The following is a 24,346-nucleotide window of genomic DNA, read 5'->3' as shown; positions in this document are numbered from 1 at the left end:
CTTTTCATGGCAGCGGATGACAGCCGCTAAGCGCCGCTCTCCATGCTGCTGTCGTAATTGCCTGCACAGGCCAGGCTGTTCAGCTGGCAGCGCCGCAAGAAAATCTTTTGCGCTTCCGTCACGTTCTGCTCTACTCCTTTCCAGCTGTCCAGCACCGGCGCCTGCAACGCCCGCCCATAGGAAAAACTCAGCTGCCAGGGAAACGGACCGAGCTGGTTCATGGCGCTCAGATGCGCGGTGGCATCCTCCGCGCCCTGGCCGCCTGACAGGAAGACGATGCCCGGCACGGCCGGCGGCACATGACGCGCCAGGCAACGTATGGTGGCCGCGGCCACCTGCCCAATATCGGCCTGCTGCGGCGATTTCATGCCGGCGATGATCATGTTCGGCTTGAGCAGCATGCCTTCCAGCGCGACGCCATGTGCCGCCAGCTCTTCGAACACCGCTTCCAGCACTTGCGCACTGACTGCTTCGCAGCGTTCCAGGCTGTGCGCGCCATCCATCAGTACTTCGGGTTCGACGATGGGGACGATGCCAGCTTCCTGGCACAAGGCGGCATAACGCGCCAGGGCGTGCGCGTTGGCTCGGATCGCATAGCTGCTCGGCAGCGCGGCGGCGTCGATCTCTATCACCCCGCGCCATTTGGCAAACTTCGCTCCCAGCTGTCCATATTCCTGCAGGCGTTCGCGCAAGCCGTCCAGCCCTTCGGTGATCTTTTCGCCGGCGTGCAGCGCCAGCGGCTTGGCGCCGCCGTCGACCTTGATGCCGGGGATAATGCCGCGGCCGCTCAGCAGCTCGGCGAAGGGAATTCCTTCCTTACTACTCTGGTGCAAGGTTTCATCGTAGAGGATGACGCCGCCCAGATAGCGCTCTGCTCCCACGGTAGTGAACAGGATTTCGCGATAGCGGCGGCGGTTTTCTTCGCTGCATTCCAGCTTGATTGCATCGAAACGTTTCTTGATCGTCGGTCCGCTTTCGTCCGCCGCAAGAATGCCCTTTTGATCCGCCACGATGGCGCGTGCAACCGATTTCAGTTCGTCGATATTCATAGCCTGATACTCCCGGTGATGACTGCGAACGGCGTGAAGTTACGCTGTTTATGCTGCCACGAATGCAAGGCGGTGGCAACCGCCCGGAAATTTGCCGCGCCGACGGCAGTGTTACCGGGGAGATAAGGCAATCGACACAAAGCGGCCTTAGGTGCGCTACCGCACTGACGCGGCCGGCTTTTGAGACTACTTTGGAAGCCAGGGTGCAGGCATTCCCCCTATAACAGGAATTTTTCATAAAGAGGTGTTCCAATGAAAACGACTCAAAAACTGGCAGTCAGTGCGATTACCTTGATGATGGCGCTTGGCTTGAGCGCTTGCGACGGCATGTCCCGGCGCGGCGCGGACACAGCCATCGGCGCCGGCATAGGCGCGGTCGGCGGCGCCGTGTTAACCAACGGCAGCGCCCTGGGCACCGTGGGCGGCGCAGCGGTTGGCGGCGTGATCGGCAACCAGGCTGGCAAGCGCTAAGCTGCCTCCGGCACAGGTTGGAAATAGAAAAAATTCGATGCACCCGCCAGCAGCAGGCGGGCGCGTCAGCGCGTTTCGCTCGCCTGCGAACGACCTGCCCTCTACCCCTCGGCCATCAGCACAATAAGGCGGCATAGGCCTCGCGTTCTGCCGCGTAACAACCGCAGGCAGCCGCTTCCAGCCCCTGCCGGTCAAGCACAGTCAGATTTCCACGCCGATACGCAATCAGCCCGCTCCGTTGCAAGGCGCTCGCAGCAGTCGTGATGCCTTCGCGCCGCACGCCGAGCATGGCGGCCAGGAACTCGTGCGTGACATGGAAACTGTCGGCGTGAATCCGGTCCTGGCTCATCAATAGCCGGCGCGCCAGCCGCGGTCCGATCAAATGAAAACGCAGGCAGGCGGCCGATGTCGCCATCTGCGCCATGCGCACATAAAGATAGTGATTCATGCTGCGCAGTAAGACCGGACTGTGCGCCAGTTCGTTGCGCAATGCGGCGGCGGTGATGCGCAGTGCAGCGCCGGGACTTTGAACCAGCGCATGCACCGACGCGGCCGTCACTCCAAGCACCAATTGCACGCCCAGCATCCCTTCGCGCCCCACCATGGCGATTTCCACCCCTTGGCTGCCGTCAATCAGGGCCAGCAATGAGATCGAAGCCTCCAGCGGAAAATAGGCATGGGTGATTGCCTTGCCGGGTTCGCACAGCACTTCGCCGGGCTCCAGCCGGATGGTCTCGCAGACCGCAAACAAACGCGAGCGCTCCCTGCGCGGAAGCAGCTTGACAAGATGGTTCTCGACGGTGCCCAAAATAGTTCTCCGGTATATAGCCGCTCTATCTGAAACAAGACGGCAGATAGAAATTGCGTTATTGGCGAATGCAATGTCGGGTAACACTGTCAGTGTGCATGAAGCTCTGCAGGCAGACTGTCTGCCAGCGCACATAGCAATAATCCGGCGCGATGCTCGGAAGTTCGGCGAGCCTGCCGCAGACCCGCGATATCAGTCAGGCAAGCGCATGCCAATTCGCTGAGCACATCAAATTTCCCTATATGAAATAGCAACATCTCGTGTTAAATTTCCAAATTGCAACTCATTCCAATTACAAAACCCAGGAAACAGGAAAGTACATGCACAGGACCAAATCCGGACTCGTCCCAGGCGCTTGCGGCCGCACGCTCGCCTTCATGCGCCATGCCGCCATATTTGCTGTCTTTAGCGGACTGGCGATTGGCGCGGCCGGCGCCGCCGCGCCCGCTGCGGACGCGGTGACGCCGGATGGCGGCCAATATTACGGGCCGCTGGTCAATGGCAAACTGCAGGGAAAAGGAAAAGTAGTCTGGGCCAACGGCGATACCTACGAGGGTAATTTTGAACAAGGATTATTTTCCGGGAAAGGAAAATACAAATCCGGCGCCGACTTCCAGTACGAAGGCGATTACAAGGCTGGCAGCAGGACCGGCCAAGGCAGGTCCGTCGATTTCATGGGATCGGTCTACGTCGGCCATTTCCTCGACGGCGAATTCGACGGACAAGGAAAATCCACCAAGTACGACGGCTCCGTTTACGAAGGCTCTTTCGTCAGGGGTCTGTATGAAGGAACAGGAAAATGGACCGACAAGGAACAGGAATATGTCGGTGTATTCAAGCAAGGAAAGTTTTCCGGAAAAGGCGAAATAAAGTACAAGAACGGGCGCAAATACAAGGGCAATTTCGCCAGCGGCCACTTTCAGGGCCAAGGACGATACGAGGTCCGGGCCGGCGAATATTACGAAGGTGAATTCAGCAACAACGATTTCACCGGCCACGGCATTTACCAGGCACAGAACGGCTCGCGCCATGTCGGCACCTTCAAGAAATGGCTGCCCGACGGCCCCGGCCGCTTTTCCGATGCCGCCGGCAATACCTATGAAGGCGCATTTGAGGCCGGCGAGCTGAATCAGCCAGGGCGCTTCGTCGGCAAGGACGGCAGCCGCTACCAAGGTGATTTCAAGGATGGAAAATTCGACGGCATGGGGATTTACCGCAACACCGACGGCGACGAATACAAGGGCAGCTTTGCGTACGACCTGTTTAACGGCGGCGGCATCCTGAGCTACGCGTCGCCGCAGAAAGACGGCCGCAGCACGGATATCGGCGCCTGGCGTTACGGCAAGCTGGTGGACAAGGCCGCAGAACGACAAACAAAAATCAATATCGAAACCGCACTGTACGGCCAGCGCGCATTGCTCGACAAAACCCTGGCGGCGCTTGCGCCGCATGCACCGGGGAAAATCAATCTCTATCTGCTGGCAGTTGCCGGCGACGGCTCGCAAGAGGTATTTCGCCGCGAAACCGAATTTGTCCGCAAACAGTTCGATCGCGATTTCGGCACTCAGGGGCGATCGATGGTGCTGGTTAACAGCCGCAACACCGTGGCCGAGCAACCGATGGCGACGGTGACCAGCATCCGCGAGAGCCTGAATGCGATCGCCGGAAAAATGGATAAGGAAAACGACATCCTCTTTCTCTACCTGAGCAGCCACGGATCGCAAAGCCATGAGTTGTCGCTGGCGCAAAACGGCATGACCCTGCGCTACCTGGAGGCCAAGGAATTGGCGAAACTGCTGGAGGAAACGGGGATACGCTGGAAGGTAGTGGTTGTATCCGCCTGCTATGCCGGCGGCTTCATCGATCCGCTAAAGAATGCGCACACCATGGTGATTGCCGCCGCGCGCCGCGACCGCACCTCCTTCGGCTGCGCCGACGACAATGACTTCACCTATTTCGGCAGAGCGTTTTTCCAGAAGTCCTTGCCGGCCAGCGCTTCGTTCAGCGAAGCCTTCGACAAGGCGAAGGTGCTGGTCACCACCTGGGAAACAGACGATACCAAGCTCAAAGACGACGATGGCGAAATACTGCATTCCGAACCGCAGATGTATCACACGGCAACGATTGACGCTTACCTGAAAAAATGGCGGGAGCAGACGACCACGCCCGCCGGCCAGGCAGCACAAGCCAAATAACCTTGCCGGCAATGCCGTTCAGTCAGGATTTGGACGGCATTCTTCAGGTGAACCGGCCGGCGCCTTACTGCTGTTCGTAAGCTTGGGTCAGCAGCGCGACGTCGATCTTGGTCATTTTCAACATGGCCTGCATGACCCGCTGGGATTTTTGCCGATCCTTGTCCTGCAGCATCCGGCCCAGGACGGTCGGGATGATCTGCCAGCACAGCCCGAATTTATCCCTGATCCAGCCGCAACCCTGCGGCTCGCCGCCGTCCAGGAACTTGTTCCACAACTCATCCACTTCCTCCTGGCTTTCGCAGTTCACAAAGAAGGAGATGGCCGGCGTGAAGCTGAATTGCGGGCCGCCGTTGAGCGCGATGAAATCCTGGCCATGCAGCTGGAACGTGGCCGACATGACCGAGCCCTTCGGCCCCGGGCCCGCATCGCCATAGCGCTGGACGTCGCCAATCTTGGCGTCCTTGAACACCGAGGTATAAAAATTCATGGCCTCTTCGGCGCGACCATCGAACCATAAGAACGGAGAGATTTTTTGCATTTTGGCTTGCTCCTGAGCCCCGGGAAGATTGAAGCATTCCCTCGAAGCCTTCCCGGGAAAATGAAGATGATTACACTGTTGCGCCCTGCTTCTCGCTGCCTGCAGACGCTGCTTGCCCAGCAGCTTCCGGCTCCATGTACATCATTTCCCACGCGTGGCCGTCGAGATCGTGGAAACTGTTGCTATACATGAAGCCATAGTCCTTCGGTTCTTCCATCTGCTGTGCGCCTGCCGCCATGGCAAGCGCCACCAGTTTGTCCACATGATGGCGGCTGTCGCAAGAAACGCAAAGCAGCACTTCAGTCTGCCTGGTGGCATCGCTGACCGGCTTTTTTGCAAAGCCCTCGAAAAATTTTTCCACCAGCAGCATGACATACAGATTCTCGCCCAGCTCCATGCAGGCCGCCTGCTCATTGGTGAATTTTGCATTGAAGGTATAGCCAAGGCTCTTGAAGAAAGCCATGGACCTGGGCAGGTCTTTGACCGGCAGGTTGACATAGATTTGCTTGTGCATGATATTGCCTTTCAGGTAAGCGATATATCTTCAGACAGTGGCGGACATGGATGGCAGGCCGGTGAGCTCAAGCTCTCGCACCGGCCGCACTTCGATGCTGCCAAAACGCGCCGGCGGAATTTTCGACGCCCAGTGGATCGCTTCGTTCAAGTCCTTGGCGTCGATCAGATAGAAGCCCGCCAGCTGCTCTTTGGTTTCGGCAAAGGGGCCGTCGGTCAGCGACATCTGGCCGTTGCGTATGCGCACGGTGGTAGCGCTTTCGACCGGCTTGAGCGCCTGGGCGGCGACATAGTGGCCGCTTTCGCGCAATTCCTGGCCAAAAGCAAAACACACGTTATCCGGACAAGCGTGCAGCTGGTCAGGCGCAAGATAGACGAGGCATAGGTAATTCATGGTGGTCTCCGATAGTGGGTATTGAGTAACGGTTGCCCGACTTACACTAGCTAATCGAACGGCAAACGGCGTAATCGACAGCAGGCTAAAAAATTTTGTGTTGGCGAACCTGGTGTTAACACCTTGCAAACAAAACTGCTTCCCGAGTTTGTTATTGCGGCAAAGCTGCCAGGCGCCGGCTCAGGAAGCGCTGCTCCGGCTCCTGCTGCGTCAACGCCAGCGCCTTGCCATACGCGGCGCGCGCTTCCTCTACATGCCCGAGGCGCCGATGGAAATCGGCTTGCGCCGCATAGGCCAGATGATAGTTTTGCAACTGGCCGCCGGCAATCAGCGCTTCCACCAGGGCCAGCCCGGCTTGCGGTCCCTGATGCATGGCCACGGCTACCGCGCGATTCAGCTCGATCACCGGGGTCGGCTCCAGCCGCAGCAAGGCGTCGTACAGGCCGACGATCTGCCGCCAGTCGGTGGCGTCGGTGCTGGCGGCCTGGGCATGCACAGCGGAGATTGCCGCCTGCAGCGTGTAGGCGCCTATGCGTCCCGACGAAAAAGCGCGCCCCACCAGAGCCGATCCTTCGACAATATACTGCGCATTCCATAAACTCCGGTCCTGTTCATCCAGCGGCACCAGGTCGCCATCCGCGGTGCTGCGCGCGCCGCGGCGTGACTCATGCAGCAGCATCAGGGCCAGCAGGCCCGCCACATCGGGTTCCGGCAGCAGCTCCAGCAGCAGGCGCGCCAGGCGGATCGCTTCCTGCGACAGATCGTGCCGGGTAAGCGACGCTCCCGACGACGCCGAATAACCTTCGTTGAACACCAGGTAGATAACGCGCAGCACACTGTGCAGCCGCACTGCCAATTCATCGCGCTCGGGAACCTGGTAAGGAATGCGGGCGTCGCGTATCTTCGCCTTGGCGCGCACGATGCGCTGCGCCAGCGTCGGCGCCGGAGTGAGGAAAGCGTGGGCGATCTCTTCGGTGCTGAGCCCGCAGACTTCGCGCAAGGTCAGGGCGATCTGGGCATCGGGCGCCAGCGAGGGGTGACAGCAGGTAAAAATCAGGCGCAGGCGGTCATCTTCGAGATGCTCGCTTAGGTCCGGCGCCGGCGCCTCGTCAGCCATCTCATCGACTATCTCGGCGACATCTTCATAGGCGGTAAACCTGGCCCGCCGCCGTATGGTATCGATCGCCTTGAAGCGGCCGGCGGAGACCAGCCAGGCCACCGGCTGTGCCGGAATGCCGTCGCGCGGCCACTGCTCGATCGCTGCCTTGAAGGCCTCTTGCAGGCCTTCTTCAGCCAGGTCGAAGTCGCCCAGCAGGCGCACCAGCGTAGCGAATACGCGGCGCGATTCGCTACGGTAAATACCTTCAATCGAAGCGCTTGTCTGCATCGTATCTGTCAATTAATTTTTGCTGCAATGCTGTCCCTGGCCGCGGCAACCATCCTGCCTGCAAAGCAGTGTTCCTGTTGCGCTTGAATCATACATCGAACATTGTCCAGCTTCGTCATGGCAATTGAGTCCGGCAAGCAGCTTGACTTGTAAATCCAATATATTAGATAATAATTCTAATATCATAGATATCGAAAGACTCACCCAGATGGACATCAATGCCCGCATCGCCGCCCGCGTAAGTTTCCTGCGCCAGCAACGCGGCTTGTCGCTGGACGCGCTGGCGACCCGCTGCGACGTCAGCCGTTCGATGATTTCGCTGATTGAACGCGGCCAGAGCAATGCTACCGCCGTCGTCCTGGAAAAGCTGGCGGCCGGGCTCGGCGTGCTGCTGCTGGCGCTGTTCGAAGAAACCCCGGCCGCCGTCGCCCCGCTGATGCGCCGGGCCGAGCAGCCGGAGTGGCGCGATCCGCAATCGGGATACCTGCGCCGCAATATCTCGCCGCCCAATCCGCAAACACCGATACGGATAGTCGAAGTCGAGTTTCCTGCCGGCGCCCAGGTGACTTATGAAACCGCCGCCCGCGACGCCCGCGTGCATCAGCAAATCTGGATGCTGGAAGGCGGCATCGACATCACCGTCGGCGTCAGCAGGTACGCGCTGGAATCCGGCGACTGCCTGGCGTTTCAGCTGGACTGCCCTACCGCTTTTCATAACCCCCACCGCAAGGCGGCGCGCTACGCGGTGGTCACCAGCACCGAACCCGCACAATGACAAGGACGCAAGCATGCAAACCAATATACAAATCCATCGCGTATCTGCACTCGAAGATATGGCACTGCTTGGCGGCCTGAGCGAGCTGCTGGTCGATTGCGTCGATGGCGGCGCATCCGTCAGCTTCATGCAGCCCCTGTCGCAAGCGCGCGCAGAAAATTTCTGGCGCAGCCTTGCCGCCAGCGTCGCCGCCGGCGAGCGCATATTACTGACGGCGCAAGACCAGCATGGCGCTGTCCTCGGCACCGTACAGGTCGTGCTAAGCCAGCCGGAAAACCAGCCTCACCGGGCCGATGTCGCCAAGCTGCTGGTGCATCGCAAGGCGCGCAAGCAAGGGCTGGGAGAAAAACTGATGATCGCCGCGGAACAAGCCGCCGCCGGCGCTGGCAAGAGCGTGCTGGTGCTGGATACCGCCAGCGACAGCGCGGAACGGCTGTACAAACGCCTAGGCTGGCAAGTGTCCGGCGTGATTCCGGACTATGCCCTGCTGCCGCAAGGCGGCCTGTGTGCAACGACCATCTTCTATAAAAACATCGGGACCGGCGGCCGGGAAAGATCGGCTTAGGCAGCCGCCTTGGCAGTCAAAGAAGGCCCGACGTCCGGTGTGAAATTGCTCGGATAGCGGGCGTCGCGCAGCTTCATGAAAGGCGTTTCAACCAACAGGTAAAGCAGCCACCCGGCGGCGGCGCTCAACGCAATGATCAAACCTGCTTCGGCAACGGCATTGAGGCCGGAGCCAAGCAGCATCTTGTGCGCGATCATGCCCAGAGGCTTGTGCACCAGGTAGATGGCATACGACCAGGCGGCCAGCTGCGCGGCGCCAGGAATCCGCCAGCGATGCAGATAGCTGGCCGGACTAAGCGCCGCTGCCACCAGCAGCGCGAAGGCGACGGCCAGCAGCGAATAGCCGAAGCCAGTCATGAAATAACCGTAGCCATAGCCGTCGATCATGTAATAGTTGACGGCCAGGTAGAACAACAGCGCGGTTGCCGCTACGCCCGCAAGCAACAGCGCTTGTCCGTGGCGCAGGATTTTTTGCCAGGCCCGCGGGTGGAAATTCTTTAGAAGCGCCACGGCAATCCCTGGCAGGAATTCATCAAAGCGGCAGAAGCTTGAGTAGTAGACGTTTGGATAGTAGCCGCCGATCGCCCCGCCCGCTTGCCGCCCATATTGCAGCCATAACAGGGTGCGCAGCGCGATCCCGGCCAGCACCAGCACAAACAGCGCAATCCAGGCCAGCCGGATCGACTTGCCATAGCGCGCCGCAATGATCACCACCGCGGGCAGCAAAAGATAAAACTGCTCCTCGATGCACAACGACCAAGCATGCGAAAACGCCGTGCCCGGCTGCAGCCAGAGATTCTGCGTAAACGTGAGGAAGCGCCAGAGCGGCGGCGGCGTGTTTCCACCCATGAGCACAGGAAAGAGAAAATACAAACCCAGCACGACATAGAAATTAGGCAGCGTCCGCAGGAATCTGCGCGCGTAGAAATTCTTGAGCGACAGCTGCTGCCCTCGGGCGACGCCGGCAAAGATCTGGTTGCTGATCAGGTAGCCGCTCAGCACAAAGAACAGGTCGACCCCGACCCACCCTATCCTGCTGCCCCAGCCGAAGGTCGCTTCCTGGCTGACGAAACACATGTAGTGATACATGAACACCAGGATGATGGCCGCTGCGCGCAGCGTGTCCAGACCGTTGTTTCGATGGGACTTGCCTGGTATGACACGCGTGATTGGCTGCATTGCGGTTTGGCGTAGAGGATTGATCGAAGTTGTCAGTGGCGCGGGTTTTCACGGCAGCGAGGTCAAAACCGCCGGCGCATACAGCCGCTAGCCTTGCAATACGCCAGCATTCCGATGGCCGGCACATTGACGGCCAAACATTACCCGAAAGCAACGCAGTGTACTTTTGCCTGCCGCCATATGTCTACTTATTCCATCAAAAAAATCAACAGCTTATCGCCGCATCATGAAATCGCGGCGGCGCTCCGCTGCCTATCGGGATTCCGGATGGATCAAAAAAAATCCACCGTCAATCCTGCCGTTTGCGAAGCAAGATTGACGGTGGATTTCTCAACGGACTGCAACGGGCCGATGGAACCACCCGGCCACAGGCTGGCTTTAGTGGATAGGGCTTTTGCCGGCGCAGCAAATAACAGCAGTTCCCAAAAGCAACTACAAAACCACAAAACAGAACATATATTTGCATAAATTGCCAATATTTGTAATTATATGTTCATGTCAAAGAATTCAAATGCCAAAATCATGCTACCAGCTGCAGTCGAGCGCAATCTGCGCTCGTTTGGGGAGCATATTCATATTGCACGCAAACGTCGCAAGGAATCCCTTGCATCGTTTGCCAGCAGGATCCAGGTATCGATTCCGACGCTACGCCGCGTCGAGGCCGGCGACCCTTCTGTATCGATGGGGGCATATGCGACTGCACTGTGGGCGCTCGGCGGCGTCCATTTTCTGGGCGAGCTGGCCAATCCCGAAGCGGATGAAATGGCGCTGTTGCAAGAACTGCGAAGCATTAAAAAGGGCAAAAAGGTAGCTGCATGAACGACGACATCCTGTACGTGTGGATTTACCCTGAACACAGCCAAAAGCCGGTGCTTTGCGGGAAGCTGGAGCTGCTGCGCGGCCGGCGTTGCCTTTTCTCGTACGAGGAGGCCTGGCTGCGGCATCCGCAGTCCTTCGCGCTATCCCCAGACATGCCACTGAGATCGGGGATCATGGAGCCGCCGGCGAGCCAGGAAATCCACCCTATTTTTGAAGACGCCGGCCCGGATCGATGGGGACAAGCGGTGATCAACAAAATATTCAATCCACGCCGGCGTTCCCATCTGGAATACCTGGAGCTGGCTGGCGAAGACCGTATCGGCGCACTAGGCTTCTCAAGGTCGCGCGAGGAATACCTGGTAGCAGAAGAGCAGGCCTTCCATACTGCCGATTTACCGGGGCTGATACGCGCCGCCAAGGCGCTGGAGAACCAGAAGCCGATCGACGAGGCCATGAGCCGCCTGCTGCGTCCAGGCGCAAGCGCCGGGGGCGCGCGTCCGAAAGCCATCATCAAGCACAATAATGAAGACTGGTTAGCTAAATTCCCCGCCGAAAGCGATGAAGCCGATGTTTGCGCCCTTGAGCACGCCAGCTTGCGCCTGGCTGCACGCTGCGGCATTCGCGTTCCCGAATCGTCCCTGGTGCAAATCGGCGGACGCAACATACTGCTGGTGAAGCGATTCGATCGGGAAGGCGATAGCCGGCTGCATTTTGCCAGCGCCAGGACCATGCTGATAGCCGAAGGCGTGAGCGAAAACGATATGGGATACGCGGATATCGCCGACCTGGCGCGCCGCTTATCAAAATCACCGCAAGAAGATTGCCATGAACTGTTTCGACGCATGGCGCTGAACGTCTGCCTGGAAAATACCGACGATCATGAAAAGAACCATGCGTTCCTGTTCAAGGAAAAACAGTGGCAGCTAGCACCGGCCTATGATATCCAGCCACAGCTTCAAGGCCTTGGATATCAACAGCTGCGGATCGGCGACGATGGCCATGCGCCTACACTATCCAACGTTCTTTCTGCAAGTAAGAGATTTCTGCTGAAGAAGGAAGCTGCGCAGAATACGGTTGCCGAAATCCTGGTGCAGGTCCGTGATTGGCGGAATGCATTTGCGCAAGAAGGCGTATCGGAACACGATATCGAGATGTGCAGCCAGTATGTAATGCAGCCATCGGTCCTTGGGTAGCACGGCCGGCTCAATAATTAACGAAGGATCGATTTGTACACGGTTGACGCAATGCTTGGGCATAAGTCGCCAAGCGGCACAAGCGATACGCTCATCTTGCGACGAGGTCACTTAGGGAGGTAATTGGGAGGATTGGTCAAAAATCCCCGCCACAATAAGAAAAGGGCTACATAGAAACCTATGTAGCCCTCGTGTTCTGTTGGTGGGGCGTGTGTGATTCGAACACACGACCTACGGATTAAGAGTCCGCTGCTCTACCAGCTGAGCTAACGCCCCAACAGGGGACGAATTATAGCTGCTGTTTATTATTTTTACTAGTTCTTCGTGTAAATTTCTATCGAGGCCGAAAAGTGATGTTGTTTCCGGCCTTGCGGAAGCCCGTTTCAAGCTACCAAATCCAAGACCGCATCACCCCAAAAACCAGCATCCGCGCCAGTCTTGAGCGGTTTCTACGGCGTCACCAGCCCGACCCAATGCAAGGTCGATTCGTCCGACGCAAGCTGCGCGCGCCGGATCGGCTTGATGGCCTTGGCTGCACTGATGGCCGATTTATAAATGGTCTTCTGGGCTTTTCTTACCAGACGCTGTTCGATGCGCTGCGTATACATATCGCCGTACTCGACAATCTGTTCCAGCATCTGCACCAGCTCTTCGTCTTCCAGCTTGCTGCGCGTCAGCTGGCGCCAGAAATCGCATTCGGTCCAGCGCCGGAAGCGCATGTACACCGTACTCGAATTGCCAAACTGCTGCGGCAGATGACGCCACAGGCTTTTGTTCAGCACGATCCAGAGCACCGCTTCGATGAACAGCCGGTTGTTTTTTGCGCGGGCGCCGGGGTCGTTCGGCTTGCCGGTCAGCAGCGGCTCCAGCTTTTGCCATTGATCATCCCGAAGTTTGATTTCATGTCTCTGTACCTGATTCATCATGACAACCTCTAGAAAAATTCTTGCTTGCGCCAAACGCCTCTTCTCGTGGCCGCGTCAATCTGCCGTCGATAGCGACTAGTTCTGCCGCCAAGGAAACAAACTGCATAGCGATACGACTGAGACCCAGGCTTATCATTCTAGCCACCCGTCGTATCAATTAATGTAGGATTTTTCTGAAAATGCAAGCGTCATGTCAGCGCGTGCTGCCGCCAGCATCGGCCGCAAGATCAGGATTCAATTCGAGGTGGGAAGAAATGCCGCTGGCGGGGCCGCCAGGGCTGATGACGCTACGCGTAGCGCAGCGATGTCCTGCCAGGCAAAGCCATGACCGGATGGAAGGAAAAGTACTGAGTCTGCAGTCAAAATCTGGTGCGGACCGCGCTCAAGCCGGATCCGGCCAGGCGCGCATCGCCTGCGCGCCGATCGCCAGCAGCTTCTCGCGGCTGGCGTTGTCGCGCGCCTGGGTCGACATGCCGTGGATGACGGTCACGAAAAAGCTGGCCAGCGCGGCGGTATCGGTATCGGCCCCCAGGTCGCCTTCGCTGATGCCGCGATCCAGGCGCACCTTGATGCCGCTCTCCATCTGCATGCGGTAATCCGCCAGCACTTCCTGCACATGGGACGACGCCGCGGTGCAATTGGTGGCCGAGGTGACCACCATGCAACCGAGTGGCTGATTAGGGTCGCTTTGCGAGATGGCGATCACTTCCAGGTAGCTGCGGATGCTTTCCTTGGCGGTCAGGGCTTCGGCCGCGATCGAGGCGAAAAAGCAGGGTTTCTTCTGCAGATAGTATTTCACCGCTTCCAGGAACAGGCGTTCCTTGTCGCCGAAAGCCGTGTACAGGCTGGGCGGGGTGATTCCCATGGCGCTGGTGAGATCGTTGAGCGAGGTCGCCTCGTAGCCGTAGCGCCAGAAAACCAGCATCGCGCTTTCCAGCGCTTGCTCCCTATCGAAGGATAAAGGGCGGCCGGGCTTCTTGCGCGGCTTGATTTGTGTCATTTCCATAGTGATCGATATTAAACCACTTGACAGCGGAAAACAACCCCGCTAGAGTCACACTCTAATTCGTAGTGATCGCTATTGAATTGTAATTATCCGGCCCTAGATGTGGCCATATGGAAATTTTAGTGTCTCACAGAATCAAGTTTGGCGTATTGACCGGCCGCTTTTTGCCTTTGGGCAGAGATGACAGGATGGATTTGGAGGATCAGACAAGAAGTGTGCAGTAAGCGGCTATCGGCCGATGCCTCGCCACCTCTATATTGCTAATCGTGATTTGCAGCAATTTGATCTGTTTTCCCAAAACACCTCTTCCCGAACCCGGCCGGAACAGCAGTAACAGCCAAGCAAGCTATTACTTCCAAATCGCGGCTCACCTTGCCAGCTTTCTTTACCAGCTTTCTTTTTTGCAATTTATTTCATTTCGTCTCGTTTCTCGTTATCAGGGGTCCCAAATGCACACTTCGACACCATTATTTTCCCGCAAAGCCATTGCCATCGCCGTCGGCATCGTCATCCTCGCCGCTGCCGGCAGCTTCGCCCTCTCTAGCCGCGCCGCCAAGCCGGCCAGCCCGCCGCAGGCAGCGGCATCGGTTTCGGTAGCCTCGGTGCTGGAAAAATCGGTCACCGAATGGGATGATTTTTCCGGACGGGTGGAAGCCATCGAGCGCGTAGAAATACGCCCGCGTATCTCCGGCACCATCGACGCCGTGCACTTCCAGGAAGGCCAGCTGGTCAAGAAAGGCGATTTGCTGTTCACCATCGACCCGCGCCCTTATCAAGCCGAACTGGCGCGTGCGGTGGCGACCCAGGCTGGCGCCCAGGCCGGCTTGTCGTTGGCCAAGACCGAACTGGCGCGCACCAGCCGCCTGATCGAAGAACACGCGGTAGCGCAGCGTGAACTGGACCAGCGCAACAACGCCCTGCTGGAAGCCGACGCCAGCCTGAAGGCGGCAGAAGCGGCAGTGCTGAGCGCGCGCCTGAACCTGCAATACACAGCGATCACGGCGCCGGTCAGCGGCCGCGTCTCGCGTGCCGAGATCACGGTCGGCAACTTGGTCGGGGCCGGCGTCAGCTCCCCTGCCCTGACCACCGTGGTGTCGGTATCGCCGGTATACGTCAACTTTGAAGTCGATGAGCAGACCTATATCCGCTACGCCGCCAACGGCGCGGTCGGCAATTCCGGCGTCAAGAACCTGCCAGTGTCCATTGGCCTGGCCAGTGAAGAAGGCTATCCGCACCAGGGCCAGATCAAGGCTTTCGACAACCGTCTCGATACCGCTTCCGGCACGATGCGGGTGCGCGCAGTGTTCGATAACACAAACGGCACCCTGACGCCCGGCATGTACGCGCGCGTGCGCACCGGCGGCGCGGCAGCCGAGACCGCCGTGCTGATCGACGACAAGGCGGTCGGCACCGACCAGGACAAGAAATACGTCATGGTGCTGGGCGCCGACAACAAGGTCACCTATCGCACCATCAAGCTGGGCCCGATCGTCGACGGTCTGCGGATAGTCCGCTCCGGCCTCAAGAAAGATGAACGGATTGTCGTCAACGGCCTGCAGCGGATCCGGCCGAACGACACAGTCACACCGGTGACGGTGGCCATGGACGGTGAACAGCTCGCGCCAGCGAAGAATGCACTGGCCGTGGCTGCAGCTAAATAACAAGGACGCCGACGACGATTCACATCGCAACGACGCCAAAACACAGCAGAGCTCAATACCATGAATATTTCTAAATTCTTTATCGACCGCCCGATTTTTGCCGGCGTGTTATCTGCAATCATCCTGATCGGCGGCCTGATTTCCATGCTCAGCCTGCCGATCTCCGAGTACCCGGAAGTGATTCCGCCATCCGTCATCGTCAAGGCGCAGTATCCGGGCGCCAATCCGCAAACCATCGCGGAAACCGTCGCCACGCCGATAGAAGAACAGATCAACGGCGTCGAGGGCATGCTCTACATGTCTTCGCAAGCGACTTCCGACGGCCTGATGACGCTGACCATCACCTTCAAGCTCGGCACCTCGCCCGACCTGGCGCAACAACTGGTGCAGAACCGCGTCAACCAGGCGTTGCCGCGCTTGCCGGACGTGGTGCAGCGGCTGGGCGTGACCACCGTCAAAAGCTCGCCCAACCTGACCATGGTGGTGCACTTGCTGTCGCCTAACGACCGCTATGACATGGCCTATCTGCGCAACTACGCGGTGCTGAACGTCAAGGATCGGCTGGCGCGCCTGCCCGGCATCGGTTCGGTCCAGCTGTTCGGTTCCGGCGACTATTCGATGCGGGTCTGGCTCGATCCGCGCAAGGTGGCTGAACGCGGCCTGGCCGCCACCGATGTGGTGAACGCCATCCGCGAACAGAACGTCAATGTCGCCGCCGGCGTGATCGGCGCCTCGCCTGCCGTCCCTGGCGTCAACTACCAGATCTCGGTGAACGCCCGCGGCCGCCTGGCCAATGAGGAAGAGTTCGGCAACATCGTGATCCGCACCTCGTCCGACGGCGTGGTGACCTACCTGAAAGACGTGGCGCGCATCGAACTGGGCGCCAGCGAATACGCCTTGCGCTCGCTGCTGGACAACAAGCAGGCGGTAGCAATTCCGATCTTCCAGGCACCCGGCTCCAACGCGCTGGAAATCTCCGACAACGTGCGCGCCACCATGGCCGAGCTGAAGAAAGACATGCCGGAAGGCGTCGACTACAAGATCGTCTACGATCCGACCCAGTTCGTCCGCTCTTCGATCGAAGCCGTGGTGCATACCCTGCTGGAAGCGATCCTGCTGGTGGTGATCGTGGTGATCATCTTCCTGCAAACCTGGCGCGCCTCGATCATCCCGCTGCTGGCGGTGCCGGTCTCGGTGATCGGTACTTTTGCAGTGATGATGGGCCTGGGCTTTTCGATCAATGCGCTGAGCCTGTTCGGGCTGGTGCTGGCGATCGGGATCGTGGTCGATGACGCTATCGTGGTGGTGGAAAACGTCGAGCGCAATATCGAAAACGGCTTGTCCGCCAAGGAAGCTACCTATAAAGCGATGCGCGAAGTATCGGGACCGATCGTGGCGATCGCCCTGACCCTGTGCGCGGTGTTCGTGCCTTTGGCTTTCGTCAGCGGCCTGACCGGTGAGTTCTTCAAGCAGTTCGCCCTGACCATCGCCATCTCGACCGTGATCTCGGCGTTCAACTCGCTAACCCTCTCGCCTGCCTTGGCCGCACTGCTGCTGAAAGGCCACGGCGCCAAGAAGGACGGCTTCCAGCGAGCCATCGACCGTGTCTTCGGCGGCTTCTTCTCGATTTTCAACCGAGTCTTCCATCGTGGCTCGACCTCGTATGGCGAGGGCGTGACCGGCATCCTGAAACGCAAGACTGCCGCACTCGGCGTGTATGCGGTGCTGATCGGCCTCACCATGCTGCTGTTCCACACCGTGCCGAACGGCTTCATCCCGGCGCAAGACAAGCAGTACCTGGTCGGCTTCGCCCAGCTGCCTGATGCCGCCTCGCTCGACCGCACCGAGGACGTGATGCGCAAGATGTCCGAGATCGCGCTGAAACAGCCTGGCGTGGAATCGGCCGTGGCCTTCCCTGGCCTGTCGATCAACGGCTTCGTCAACAGCCCGAACTCCGGCATCGTATTCACCACATTGAAGCCATTCGACGAGCGTCGCGGCGCCGATCAAAGCGGCGTGGCGATTGCACAACAGCTGAACCAGAAATTCTCGGCGATCCAGGGCGCTTTCATCGCCGTGTTCCCGCCACCGCCGGTACAAGGGCTGGGCACCATCGGCGGCTTCAAGCTGCAGATCGAAGACCGCGGCGCGCTGGGCAACCAGGCCTTGAACGACGCCCTGCAAGCCTTCATGGCGAAAGCGCACCAAGCGCCGGAACTGGCTGGCATGTTCTCCAGCTTCCAGATCAACGTGCCGCAGCTGTACGCCGACGTCGACCGTGTCCGCGCGCAGCAGCTGGGGGTGTCCATCCCTTCGGTGTTCGACACCTTGCAGATCTACCTGGGCTCCTTGTACGTGAACGACTTCAACAAGTTCGGCCGCACCTTCCAGGTGCGGGTCCAGGCGGATGCGCCGTTCCGCGCCCATGCCGAGGATATCGGCTTGCTGAAGGCGCGCAACGACAAGGGCGAGATGGTGCCGCTGTCCTCGCTGCTGAAGATGACGCAAAGCTACGGCCCTGACCAGGCAGTGCGCTACAACGCCTTCCCGTCGGCCGACGTCAACGGCGGCCCGGCGCCGGGCTACAGCACCGGCCAGGCCCAGGCCGTGGTAGAACGCATTGCAGCCGAGACCCTGCCGCGCGGCATTAGCTACGAGTGGACTGAAATCACCTATCAGGACAAGATCGCCGGCAATACGCTGTTCATCATCCTGCCGCTGTCTATCCTGCTGGTGTTCTTCGTGCTGGCTGCGCAGTATGAAAGCCTGACCTTGCCGCTGGCGGTGCTGCTGATCGTGCCGATGGGGATCCTGTCAGCGATCGCCGGGGTCTGGCTGACGCGCGGCGACAACAACATGTTTACTCAGATCAGTCTGATCGTGCTGGTCGGGCTGGCGTGTAAAAACGCCATCCTGATTGTCGAGTTCGCCCACGAGCTGGAGCTGCAAGGCCGCTCCATCTACGCTGCGGCGATCGAAGCTGCCCGCCTGCGCCTGCGGCCTATCCTGATGACCTCGATCGCCTTTATCGCCGGCGTCGTGCCACTCATCCTGTCTTCCGGCGCGGGCGCCGAAATGCGCCATGCGATGGGGGTGGCGGTGTTCTCGGGAATGATCGGGGTGACGGCTTTCGGCCTGTTCCTGACGCCGATCTTTTACGTACTGTTGCGCACCCTGGCATCGCGCTGGACTACCGGCAAGCATGAATCCGAGGCTTACACCGACCCGGTCCCTGCGCCTCACGGCAACGTTGCGCCCGCGATTGCAAGCACCGCGCAAATTGAAGGAATCTGAACATGAAAATCTCTAAGCAGAAATTAACTGCGTTGAAACTGACTGCAATGATGGCGGCGCTAGTGCTGGCCGGCTGCTCTACCACCAAGCCGCCAGAACAGGTGGCAGTCGATACGCCCGCTCAATACAAGGAAGCGGCGGCGCTGGACGGCAGCTGGAAAGTAGCCCAGCCGGCCGACGCCGCCGACCGCGGCGCCTGGTGGTCGGTATTTGGCGACGCCGAGCTCAGCAAGCTGATAACGGACGCCACCCAGTCCAGTCCGACCCTGGTAATGGCTTTGGCGCGCGTCAAGGAAGCGCGCGCCACTGCCGGCCTGGCCGACGCCGACCGCGCCTTCCAGCTGGGCGCGGCCTTCGGCCCGACCCGCCAGGGCACAGCCAGCGCCACCTCCACCCAATGGCAGGCACAGCTAGGCGCCTCCTATGAAGTCGACCTGTTTGGCCGCCTGTCGGACAGCAGCCGCGCCGCCCGCCTCGATGTGGAAGGGCAGGAAGCGGCCTATCGCTCGGTGCTACTGGCCTTGCAGGCCGACGTCGCCCAGCAGTATTTCGCGATCCGTTCGCTCGATTCGGAACTCGACGTGCTGCAGCAAACCATCAAGCTGCGCCAGGAAAACCTGCGTCTGGTGCAGCATCGCTACGATGCCGGGGACACCAGCGAGCTGGATGTGGCGCAAGCCCAGACCGAGCTGTCAGTGACCCAGGCGGAACAGGAAGGCGTCAGCCGCAGCCGCGCCCAGCGCGACCATGCGCTGGCGATCCTGCTGGGCAAGGCGCCAGCCCAGTTCACCCTGGCCACCGCGCCGCTGCAGCCGGTGACGGTCAGCGTGCCGCCCGGCCTGCCATCCGATTTGCTGGAACGGCGCCCGGATATCGCCCAAGCGCAGCGTCAGCTGGCCGCCGCCAGCGCCCGCATCGGCGTCGCCAAGGCCGGCTTCTTCCCAAGCCTGGTGCTGACCGCTTCCGGCGGCTTCGCCTCGGATGCGCTGCACAATCTGTTCCAGTGGTCCAGCCGCAGCTGGCTGCTGGGGCCGCTGGTCGGCAGCGTGCTGAACCTGCCTTTGCTGGATGGCGGCCGCAACAAGGCCAATCTGGCCAAGGCCGACGCCAACTATGAATCGGTGGTGGCCAATTACCGGCAGCAGGTGCTGGTCGGCTTCCAGGATGTGGAAGACAACCTGAGCGCGATGCGCACTCTGGATAACCAGATCCGCTTCCAGGAAGATGCCGTGAAATCGGCGCAGCTGGCCGCGCGCCTGGCCGATTCGCGCTACCGCAACGGCTCGACCAGCTATTTTGAAGTGATCGACGCCCAGCGCTCCAGCCTCTCCGCGCAACGCGCCAAGAGCCAGAGCGTCGGCCAGCGAGCCGTGGCGTCGGTGGGCCTGATCCGCGCGCTGGGCGGCGGCTGGGGCACTCCTGCCGCTGCTACCCCTGCCGCTGCTACCCCTGCCACTGCTTCTGCCGCTACGCCGGCCGCACTGGCGCTAGCCAGGTAAGCAGCTTTGGCAGCAATGGCGATGCCGGCAGCAATGCCAGGGCATCGCCATTTTTTTGTCAATCAAGATAGTGCTTGCGCAACAATTGCAGGCGGCTTAATCTTTTCACTTTATCCACCTGCCGCCGCCAACATGCCGACTCTTGCTCCATCCGCCAGTATTGACCAGTCCGAAATCGACGCGCTGGTGCGCGCCTTCTTTTCCGTGTTTACCAACAAGAACGGCGCCCGGCCGGATGTCGACGCCATCCATCGCATGTTCATTCCCCAGGGCCTGATCATCAGGTGCAACGGCGCCGAGCGCGAGATCTACACGCTGCAGCAATTCATCGCACCGCGCCTGAAGCTGCTGACCGGCGGCCAGCTGGTGGATTTCCAGGAACAGGAAGTGTCGGCGCGCACCGATATCTTCGGCGGCATTGCGCAACGCTACAGCGTCTATGAAAAGAGCGGCGTACTGGACGGCAAGGCGTTTCATGCCTATGGCGTCAAGACCCTGCAGCTGATCCGCATGGAGGATGGCTGGAAGATGGTTTCCCTGGCCTGGGAAGATGAGCGGGACGATCTCGGCATTCCCGCTCAGCTCAAGCATAGCTAGTCACCGAACGCTGCAACGGCTGCAAATCAATCCCGGATATCGCGCAAAGGCGACGCTTTTATCAGCCCGAAAGTGAGCAGGCTGCCGCCCGCCGCGATGGCGATCAGGCCGCTGCGTACGCTCAGATGTTCGGCAATCCAGCCGGCCGACAAGGCGCCCAGCGGCGCCGCCGCCACCGTCATGAAGCGCATGGTCGACACCATGCGGCCGTGAAACGCATCCGGCGTCAGTTTCAGGCGCAAGGCCAGGTAGGGCATGAAATACAGCATGGCGCTGCAATCGAATACAAACACCACTATCCCGTAAGCCAGCGCGCTCAGCAGGGACGAGCCGAAGATGGTGGGCGGAATCGCTGCCAGCAACAGCCACGCGGCCGCGGTGCCGCCGAGGCCGATCAGGATCGTGCGGCCGCTGCCGAAGCGCCGCGACAACGGCTTGAGCAGCATCGAGCTGACCAGCACGCCGAAGCCGCCCAGCGTTTGCGCGGCGCCCAGCACGCCAGGCGACATGCCCAGCTGCCGCGTGGCGAACAGGATCTGCAGCGCCAGATAACCGTTGAACAGTATCTGCCACAGCGCGGTGCCCCAGGCCAGCGCCCACAGCACTTCGTGATTCCTGACCATTTTGATGCCGTCCACCATTTCGCGGAAGGGATGGCGGTTGGACGGCGCCGGATAAGGATCGCGCTTACGCAGATAACGCAGGTTCCACCATGACGACAGAAAGCTGAGGGCGTTGACCAGCACCGCCACTGGCGCCGTCAACACCTGCACCAGCATGCCGGCGATGCCTGGACCGATCAGGCGCGCCATGGAATCGGTAGCGGCGAACTTGCTTTGCGCGTCGAGCAGGTGTTCGCGGCCCACCAGCTGCGCCAGGAATACCTGGGCCGCGCTGCCGCCGACCACGAAGCCGACGCCCATCAGGAAGCCCACTGTATAGAGCACATGCATGGAAAGCAGGCCCAGCCAGTAACTGATAGGGATCATCACCAGCACGCAGCCGAACAGGAATTCTGACCACAGCAGCACCGGATACTTGCTGCGGCGGTCCAGCCAGACCCCGGCCGGCAGCGAAAACAAAGCGAACGGCAAGGTCTGCAGGGCGATCAGGGTGCCCATCTGGGCCGGCGTCGCGTGCAGCAGCAGCACCGCCGTCAGCGGGATGGCCAGGCTGCTGATCTGTTCGCCGAAGCTGGCGATGGTGGTGGTCAGCCAGAAACGGCGGAAATCGTGGTGGCGCAGCATCGGATCGGCCGATAGCTTGCGCATGAAAAATAGACGGAAGGCATTAAAAATGATGGCAACTCTTTGAAGGCGGCAAACTGGGTAAGTGAGCGAAATGAGCGAGTGCAGCGTGGGCAGCTCTGGGTAGAAAGCTTATTCAAATGATACCCGTTTTGCCTGCCGCTTTTGCGTATTTCCATAAATAAATAGACGGATTTTGTCTTGAATGAGACACCCGTCCAGCCCCCGCCCAAAGCCCGATTTTTCAGCGTGGCGCCACAATGCTATTGTTGCCATTGATTTAATCAATCAAAGACTTCAAGCATTTTGAGACGACTGGTCATATAATGGAGGCATGGATAAAGTTCACACCCTCAACGACACCCGCGCGACGCTGCTGGAAACCGGGCTCAAGCTGTTTGCCGAGCAAGGCTACAACGGCACCGGCATCAAGGAAATCGTCGATGCCGCCGGCGTGCCCAAGGGTTCGTTCTACAACTACTTCAAGAGCAAGGAAGATTTCGGCGGCGAAGTCATTTCGCACTACGCCGACGGCTTCGCTACAACCTGGTCGAAGTACTTCGCCGAAGGACCGGAGCAGCCGCTGGCCGCCTTGCGCTACACCTACGAACGCCTCATCAGTTATCACGAGCAGTGCGAAGTGAAAGCCGGCTGCCTGCTGGGCAATTTTGCCGCGGAAATGGCGGAATCCAGCGAAGTGTGCCGGATCACCCTGCAAGAAGTCGTGTGCGGCTGGCGCAAGCGCTTCGTCAGCTATCTGCGCAAAGCCCAGGCGGATGGCACGGTGCGCACCGACCTCAGCGCCGAGCAGCTCGCCGATTTTTTCTGGAATGCCTGGGAAGGCGCTTTGCTGCGCATGAAGATCGAGCGCTCGACAGCGCCGGTGAGGGCCTGCGTCAACTTGATGTTCGATCATTTTTTCTTGCCGCAATAATTACGGCCCCTGCTTCCAGCGTCATGAAGAATGCGGGGGAATTTGAATGGAATTTTTTAAAGCAAATTTGAGACGACCGGTCATTTAAAGCATATTGAATTGTATTGCCTGCTGTAACCCAAACCATCCAGCGCCTCAGCGCTATTTACTGAAGAAGGAAGCAACATGAGCCACACCAAAGAAGCCCGTACCGAAGACAGCCTGTTCCAGCCCGCCCGCATCGGCGACATCGAGCTGGCCAACCGGATTGTCATGGCGCCGCTGACCCGCAACCGCGCTGGCGAGGGCAATGTACCGAACGAACTGAACCTGAAGTATTACGCCCAGCGCGCCTCGGCCGGCCTGATCGTGACCGAAGCGACCCAGGTGTCGGCGCAGGCGCAAGGCTATGCCAACACGCCCGGCCTGCATACGCCGGAACAAGTCGCAGCCTGGAAGAAAATCACCGACGCCGTGCATGAAAAAGGCGGCCGCATCGTGGTGCAGATCTGGCACACCGGGCGCATGTCGCACGTTTCGTTCCAGCCGGACGGCAAGGCGCCGGTAGCGCCATCGGCCATCCGTGCCGACGCCAAGACCTTCGTCGTCGGCGAAGGCTTCGTCGACACCTCGGTGCCGCGCGAATTGACCTTGGCCGAAATCCCGGGTGTGGTGAACGACTTCCGCCAGACTGCAAGACGCGCCCTGGAAGCCGGTTTCGACGGCATTGAAATCCACGGCGCCCACGGCTATCTGCTGGACAGCTTCCTGCGCGACGGCTCCAATCACCGCACCGACAACTACGGCGGCAGCATAGAAAACCGCGCCCGCCTGCTGCTGGAAGTAGTCGCCGCCACCACCGCCGAAATCGGCGGCGGCCGCGTAGGCGTGCGGCTGTCGCCGGTATCGCCGGTCAACGATTCCAGCGAAAGCGCACCGCAGCCGCTGTTCAACTATGTGGTGGAACAGCTGAACAAATTCAGCCTGGCCTACCTGCACGTAGTAGAAGGCCACACCGGCGGCCCGCGCGACAACGCCCCGTTCGACTACGAAGCGCTGCACCAGCGTTTCGACGGCGCCTGGCTGGTCAACAACGGCTACGACCGCATGATGGCGCGCGAAGCCATCGCCAGCGGTCACGGCGACCTGGTAGCCTTCGGCCGCGCTTTCATCACCAACCCAGACCTGGTGCAGCGCCTGCAACACAACCTACCCCTCAACGTCCCCTTCAGCGACGCCCCGCTGTACGGCGGCGTAGGTGAGCACGGCTACACCGACTACCCGGCACTGACCGAAGCATAAGCCAAAGCAAAGTCTT

Annotated in this window: 23 protein-coding genes and 1 tRNA gene; 13 read left to right on the top strand and 11 right to left on the bottom strand. The window is 59.8% G+C overall.

The window, feature by feature from the left end; translation table 11 throughout:
• Positions 1–26: 26 nt before the first annotated feature.
• Positions 27–1,049 (bottom strand): class I fructose-bisphosphate aldolase, encoded by a 1,023-nt coding sequence (locus BCF11_RS21745; protein WP_098496588.1) that lies wholly within the window; start codon positions 1,047–1,049, stop codon positions 27–29.
• 252 nt (positions 1,050–1,301) lie between these two features.
• On the opposite strand from BCF11_RS21745, the gene BCF11_RS21740 reads away from it, so the two are divergent.
• Positions 1,302–1,520, top strand: coding sequence for a glycine zipper 2TM domain-containing protein (locus BCF11_RS21740; protein ID WP_098496587.1), 219 nt, complete (start codon positions 1,302–1,304; stop codon positions 1,518–1,520).
• 115 nt (positions 1,521–1,635) lie between these two features.
• Here the strand turns inward: BCF11_RS21740 and BCF11_RS21735 are convergent, their stop codons facing one another.
• On the bottom strand, positions 1,636–2,328 hold the full coding sequence (locus BCF11_RS21735) for a Crp/Fnr family transcriptional regulator (protein ID WP_098496586.1): 693 nt from the start codon (positions 2,326–2,328) through the stop codon (positions 1,636–1,638).
• Positions 2,329–2,648: 320 nt separating this feature from the next.
• Here BCF11_RS21735 and BCF11_RS21730 point away from each other — a divergent pair, with 320 nt between their 5' ends.
• Positions 2,649–4,523 carry a C13 family peptidase gene (locus BCF11_RS21730; protein ID WP_098496585.1) on the top strand — a complete coding sequence of 625 codons (1,875 nt, stop codon included), beginning with the start codon at positions 2,649–2,651 and terminating at the stop codon, positions 4,521–4,523.
• Positions 4,524–4,587: 64 nt separating this feature from the next.
• On the opposite strand, the gene BCF11_RS21725 is transcribed toward BCF11_RS21730, so the two are convergent.
• From BCF11_RS21725 to BCF11_RS21710, 4 genes are all read right to left on the bottom strand, one after another.
• Positions 4,588–5,061 carry a VOC family protein gene (locus BCF11_RS21725; protein WP_098496584.1) on the bottom strand — a complete coding sequence of 158 codons (474 nt, stop codon included), beginning with the start codon at positions 5,059–5,061 and terminating at the stop codon, positions 4,588–4,590.
• A 70-nt stretch (positions 5,062–5,131) separates the two neighbouring features.
• Positions 5,132–5,575 carry a VOC family protein gene (locus BCF11_RS21720; protein WP_098496583.1) on the bottom strand — a complete coding sequence of 148 codons (444 nt, stop codon included), beginning with the start codon at positions 5,573–5,575 and terminating at the stop codon, positions 5,132–5,134.
• A gap of 30 nt (positions 5,576–5,605) precedes the next feature.
• On the bottom strand, positions 5,606–5,968 hold the full coding sequence (locus BCF11_RS21715; RefSeq protein ID WP_098496582.1) for a YciI family protein: 363 nt from the start codon (positions 5,966–5,968) through the stop codon (positions 5,606–5,608).
• A gap of 151 nt (positions 5,969–6,119) precedes the next feature.
• Complete coding sequence (locus BCF11_RS21710; protein ID WP_233212587.1) at positions 6,120–7,367, bottom strand: RNA polymerase sigma factor; 1,248 nt, start codon at positions 7,365–7,367, stop codon at positions 6,120–6,122.
• A 196-nt stretch (positions 7,368–7,563) separates the two neighbouring features.
• Between BCF11_RS21710 and BCF11_RS21705 the strand changes: the two genes are divergently transcribed.
• Complete coding sequence (locus BCF11_RS21705; protein WP_098496580.1) at positions 7,564–8,130, top strand: helix-turn-helix domain-containing protein; 567 nt, start codon at positions 7,564–7,566, stop codon at positions 8,128–8,130.
• A gap of 13 nt (positions 8,131–8,143) precedes the next feature.
• Complete coding sequence (locus BCF11_RS21700; RefSeq protein ID WP_098496579.1) at positions 8,144–8,695, top strand: GNAT family N-acetyltransferase; 552 nt, start codon at positions 8,144–8,146, stop codon at positions 8,693–8,695.
• Here the strand turns inward: BCF11_RS21700 and BCF11_RS21695 are convergent.
• Positions 8,692–9,873 (bottom strand): acyltransferase, encoded by a 1,182-nt coding sequence (locus BCF11_RS21695; protein WP_098496578.1) that lies wholly within the window; start codon positions 9,871–9,873, stop codon positions 8,692–8,694. The genes BCF11_RS21700 and BCF11_RS21695 overlap by 4 nt on opposite strands.
• Before the next feature lie 93 nt (positions 9,874–9,966).
• Between BCF11_RS21695 and BCF11_RS21690 the strand changes: the two genes are divergently transcribed.
• From BCF11_RS21690 to BCF11_RS21680, 3 genes are read left to right on the top strand one after another with little or no spacing between them, the layout of a single operon-like run.
• A complete protein-coding gene (locus BCF11_RS21690; protein ID WP_098496577.1) occupies positions 9,967–10,341 on the top strand; it encodes a hypothetical protein in 375 nt (124 codons plus the stop codon).
• A gap of 27 nt (positions 10,342–10,368) precedes the next feature.
• A complete protein-coding gene (locus tag BCF11_RS21685) occupies positions 10,369–10,692 on the top strand; it encodes a helix-turn-helix transcriptional regulator (protein ID WP_233212586.1) in 324 nt (107 codons plus the stop codon).
• Positions 10,689–11,885, top strand: coding sequence for a type II toxin-antitoxin system HipA family toxin (locus BCF11_RS21680; protein ID WP_098496576.1), 1,197 nt, complete (start codon positions 10,689–10,691; stop codon positions 11,883–11,885). Before BCF11_RS21685 ends, BCF11_RS21680 begins: the two co-directional genes overlap by 4 nt.
• A gap of 200 nt (positions 11,886–12,085) precedes the next feature.
• Here BCF11_RS21680 and BCF11_RS21675 read toward each other — a convergent pair.
• From BCF11_RS21675 to BCF11_RS21665, 3 genes are all read right to left on the bottom strand, one after another.
• Positions 12,086–12,161, bottom strand: a tRNA-Lys gene (locus BCF11_RS21675).
• A gap of 173 nt (positions 12,162–12,334) precedes the next feature.
• Positions 12,335–12,811 carry a transposase gene (locus BCF11_RS21670; protein WP_098496575.1) on the bottom strand — a complete coding sequence of 159 codons (477 nt, stop codon included), beginning with the start codon at positions 12,809–12,811 and terminating at the stop codon, positions 12,335–12,337.
• A gap of 382 nt (positions 12,812–13,193) precedes the next feature.
• Positions 13,194–13,817, bottom strand: a complete 624-nt coding sequence (locus BCF11_RS21665; RefSeq protein WP_098496574.1) for a TetR/AcrR family transcriptional regulator — start codon at positions 13,815–13,817, stop codon at positions 13,194–13,196.
• A gap of 449 nt (positions 13,818–14,266) precedes the next feature.
• Here BCF11_RS21665 and BCF11_RS21660 point away from each other — a divergent pair, with 449 nt between their 5' ends.
• From BCF11_RS21660 to BCF11_RS21645, 4 genes are all read left to right on the top strand, one after another.
• Positions 14,267–15,478, top strand: coding sequence for an efflux RND transporter periplasmic adaptor subunit (locus BCF11_RS21660; protein WP_098496573.1), 1,212 nt, complete (start codon positions 14,267–14,269; stop codon positions 15,476–15,478).
• Positions 15,479–15,538: 60 nt separating this feature from the next.
• Positions 15,539–18,772, top strand: coding sequence for an efflux RND transporter permease subunit (locus tag BCF11_RS21655; protein ID WP_098496572.1), 3,234 nt, complete (start codon positions 15,539–15,541; stop codon positions 18,770–18,772).
• 2 nt (positions 18,773–18,774) lie between these two features.
• Positions 18,775–20,271 carry an efflux transporter outer membrane subunit gene (locus BCF11_RS21650; protein WP_098496571.1) on the top strand — a complete coding sequence of 499 codons (1,497 nt, stop codon included), beginning with the start codon at positions 18,775–18,777 and terminating at the stop codon, positions 20,269–20,271.
• A gap of 132 nt (positions 20,272–20,403) precedes the next feature.
• A complete protein-coding gene (locus tag BCF11_RS21645) occupies positions 20,404–20,868 on the top strand; it encodes a nuclear transport factor 2 family protein (RefSeq protein ID WP_098496570.1) in 465 nt (154 codons plus the stop codon).
• Positions 20,869–20,894: 26 nt separating this feature from the next.
• Here BCF11_RS21645 and BCF11_RS21640 read toward each other — a convergent pair whose 3' ends face one another.
• A complete protein-coding gene (locus BCF11_RS21640) occupies positions 20,895–22,139 on the bottom strand; it encodes an MFS transporter (protein WP_233212585.1) in 1,245 nt (414 codons plus the stop codon).
• A gap of 310 nt (positions 22,140–22,449) precedes the next feature.
• Between BCF11_RS21640 and BCF11_RS21635 the strand changes: the two genes are divergently transcribed.
• Both BCF11_RS21635 and BCF11_RS21630 read left to right on the top strand, forming a co-directional pair.
• The gene (locus BCF11_RS21635) at positions 22,450–23,049 is read left to right on the top strand and encodes a TetR/AcrR family transcriptional regulator (RefSeq protein WP_098496569.1); all 600 of its coding nucleotides are present in this window, start codon (positions 22,450–22,452) and stop codon (positions 23,047–23,049) included.
• Between the two features lie 165 nt (positions 23,050–23,214).
• A complete protein-coding gene (locus tag BCF11_RS21630; protein ID WP_098496568.1) occupies positions 23,215–24,330 on the top strand; it encodes an alkene reductase in 1,116 nt (371 codons plus the stop codon).
• The last annotated feature ends 16 nt before the right edge of the window (positions 24,331–24,346 follow it).

This window comes from Collimonas sp. PA-H2 (assembly GCF_002564105.1).
Taxonomy (GTDB): Bacteria; Pseudomonadota; Gammaproteobacteria; order Burkholderiales; family Burkholderiaceae_D; genus Collimonas.
The sequence above is the reverse complement of the archived record's forward strand: the minus strand, read 5'-3'. Positions and strand labels throughout refer to the sequence as shown.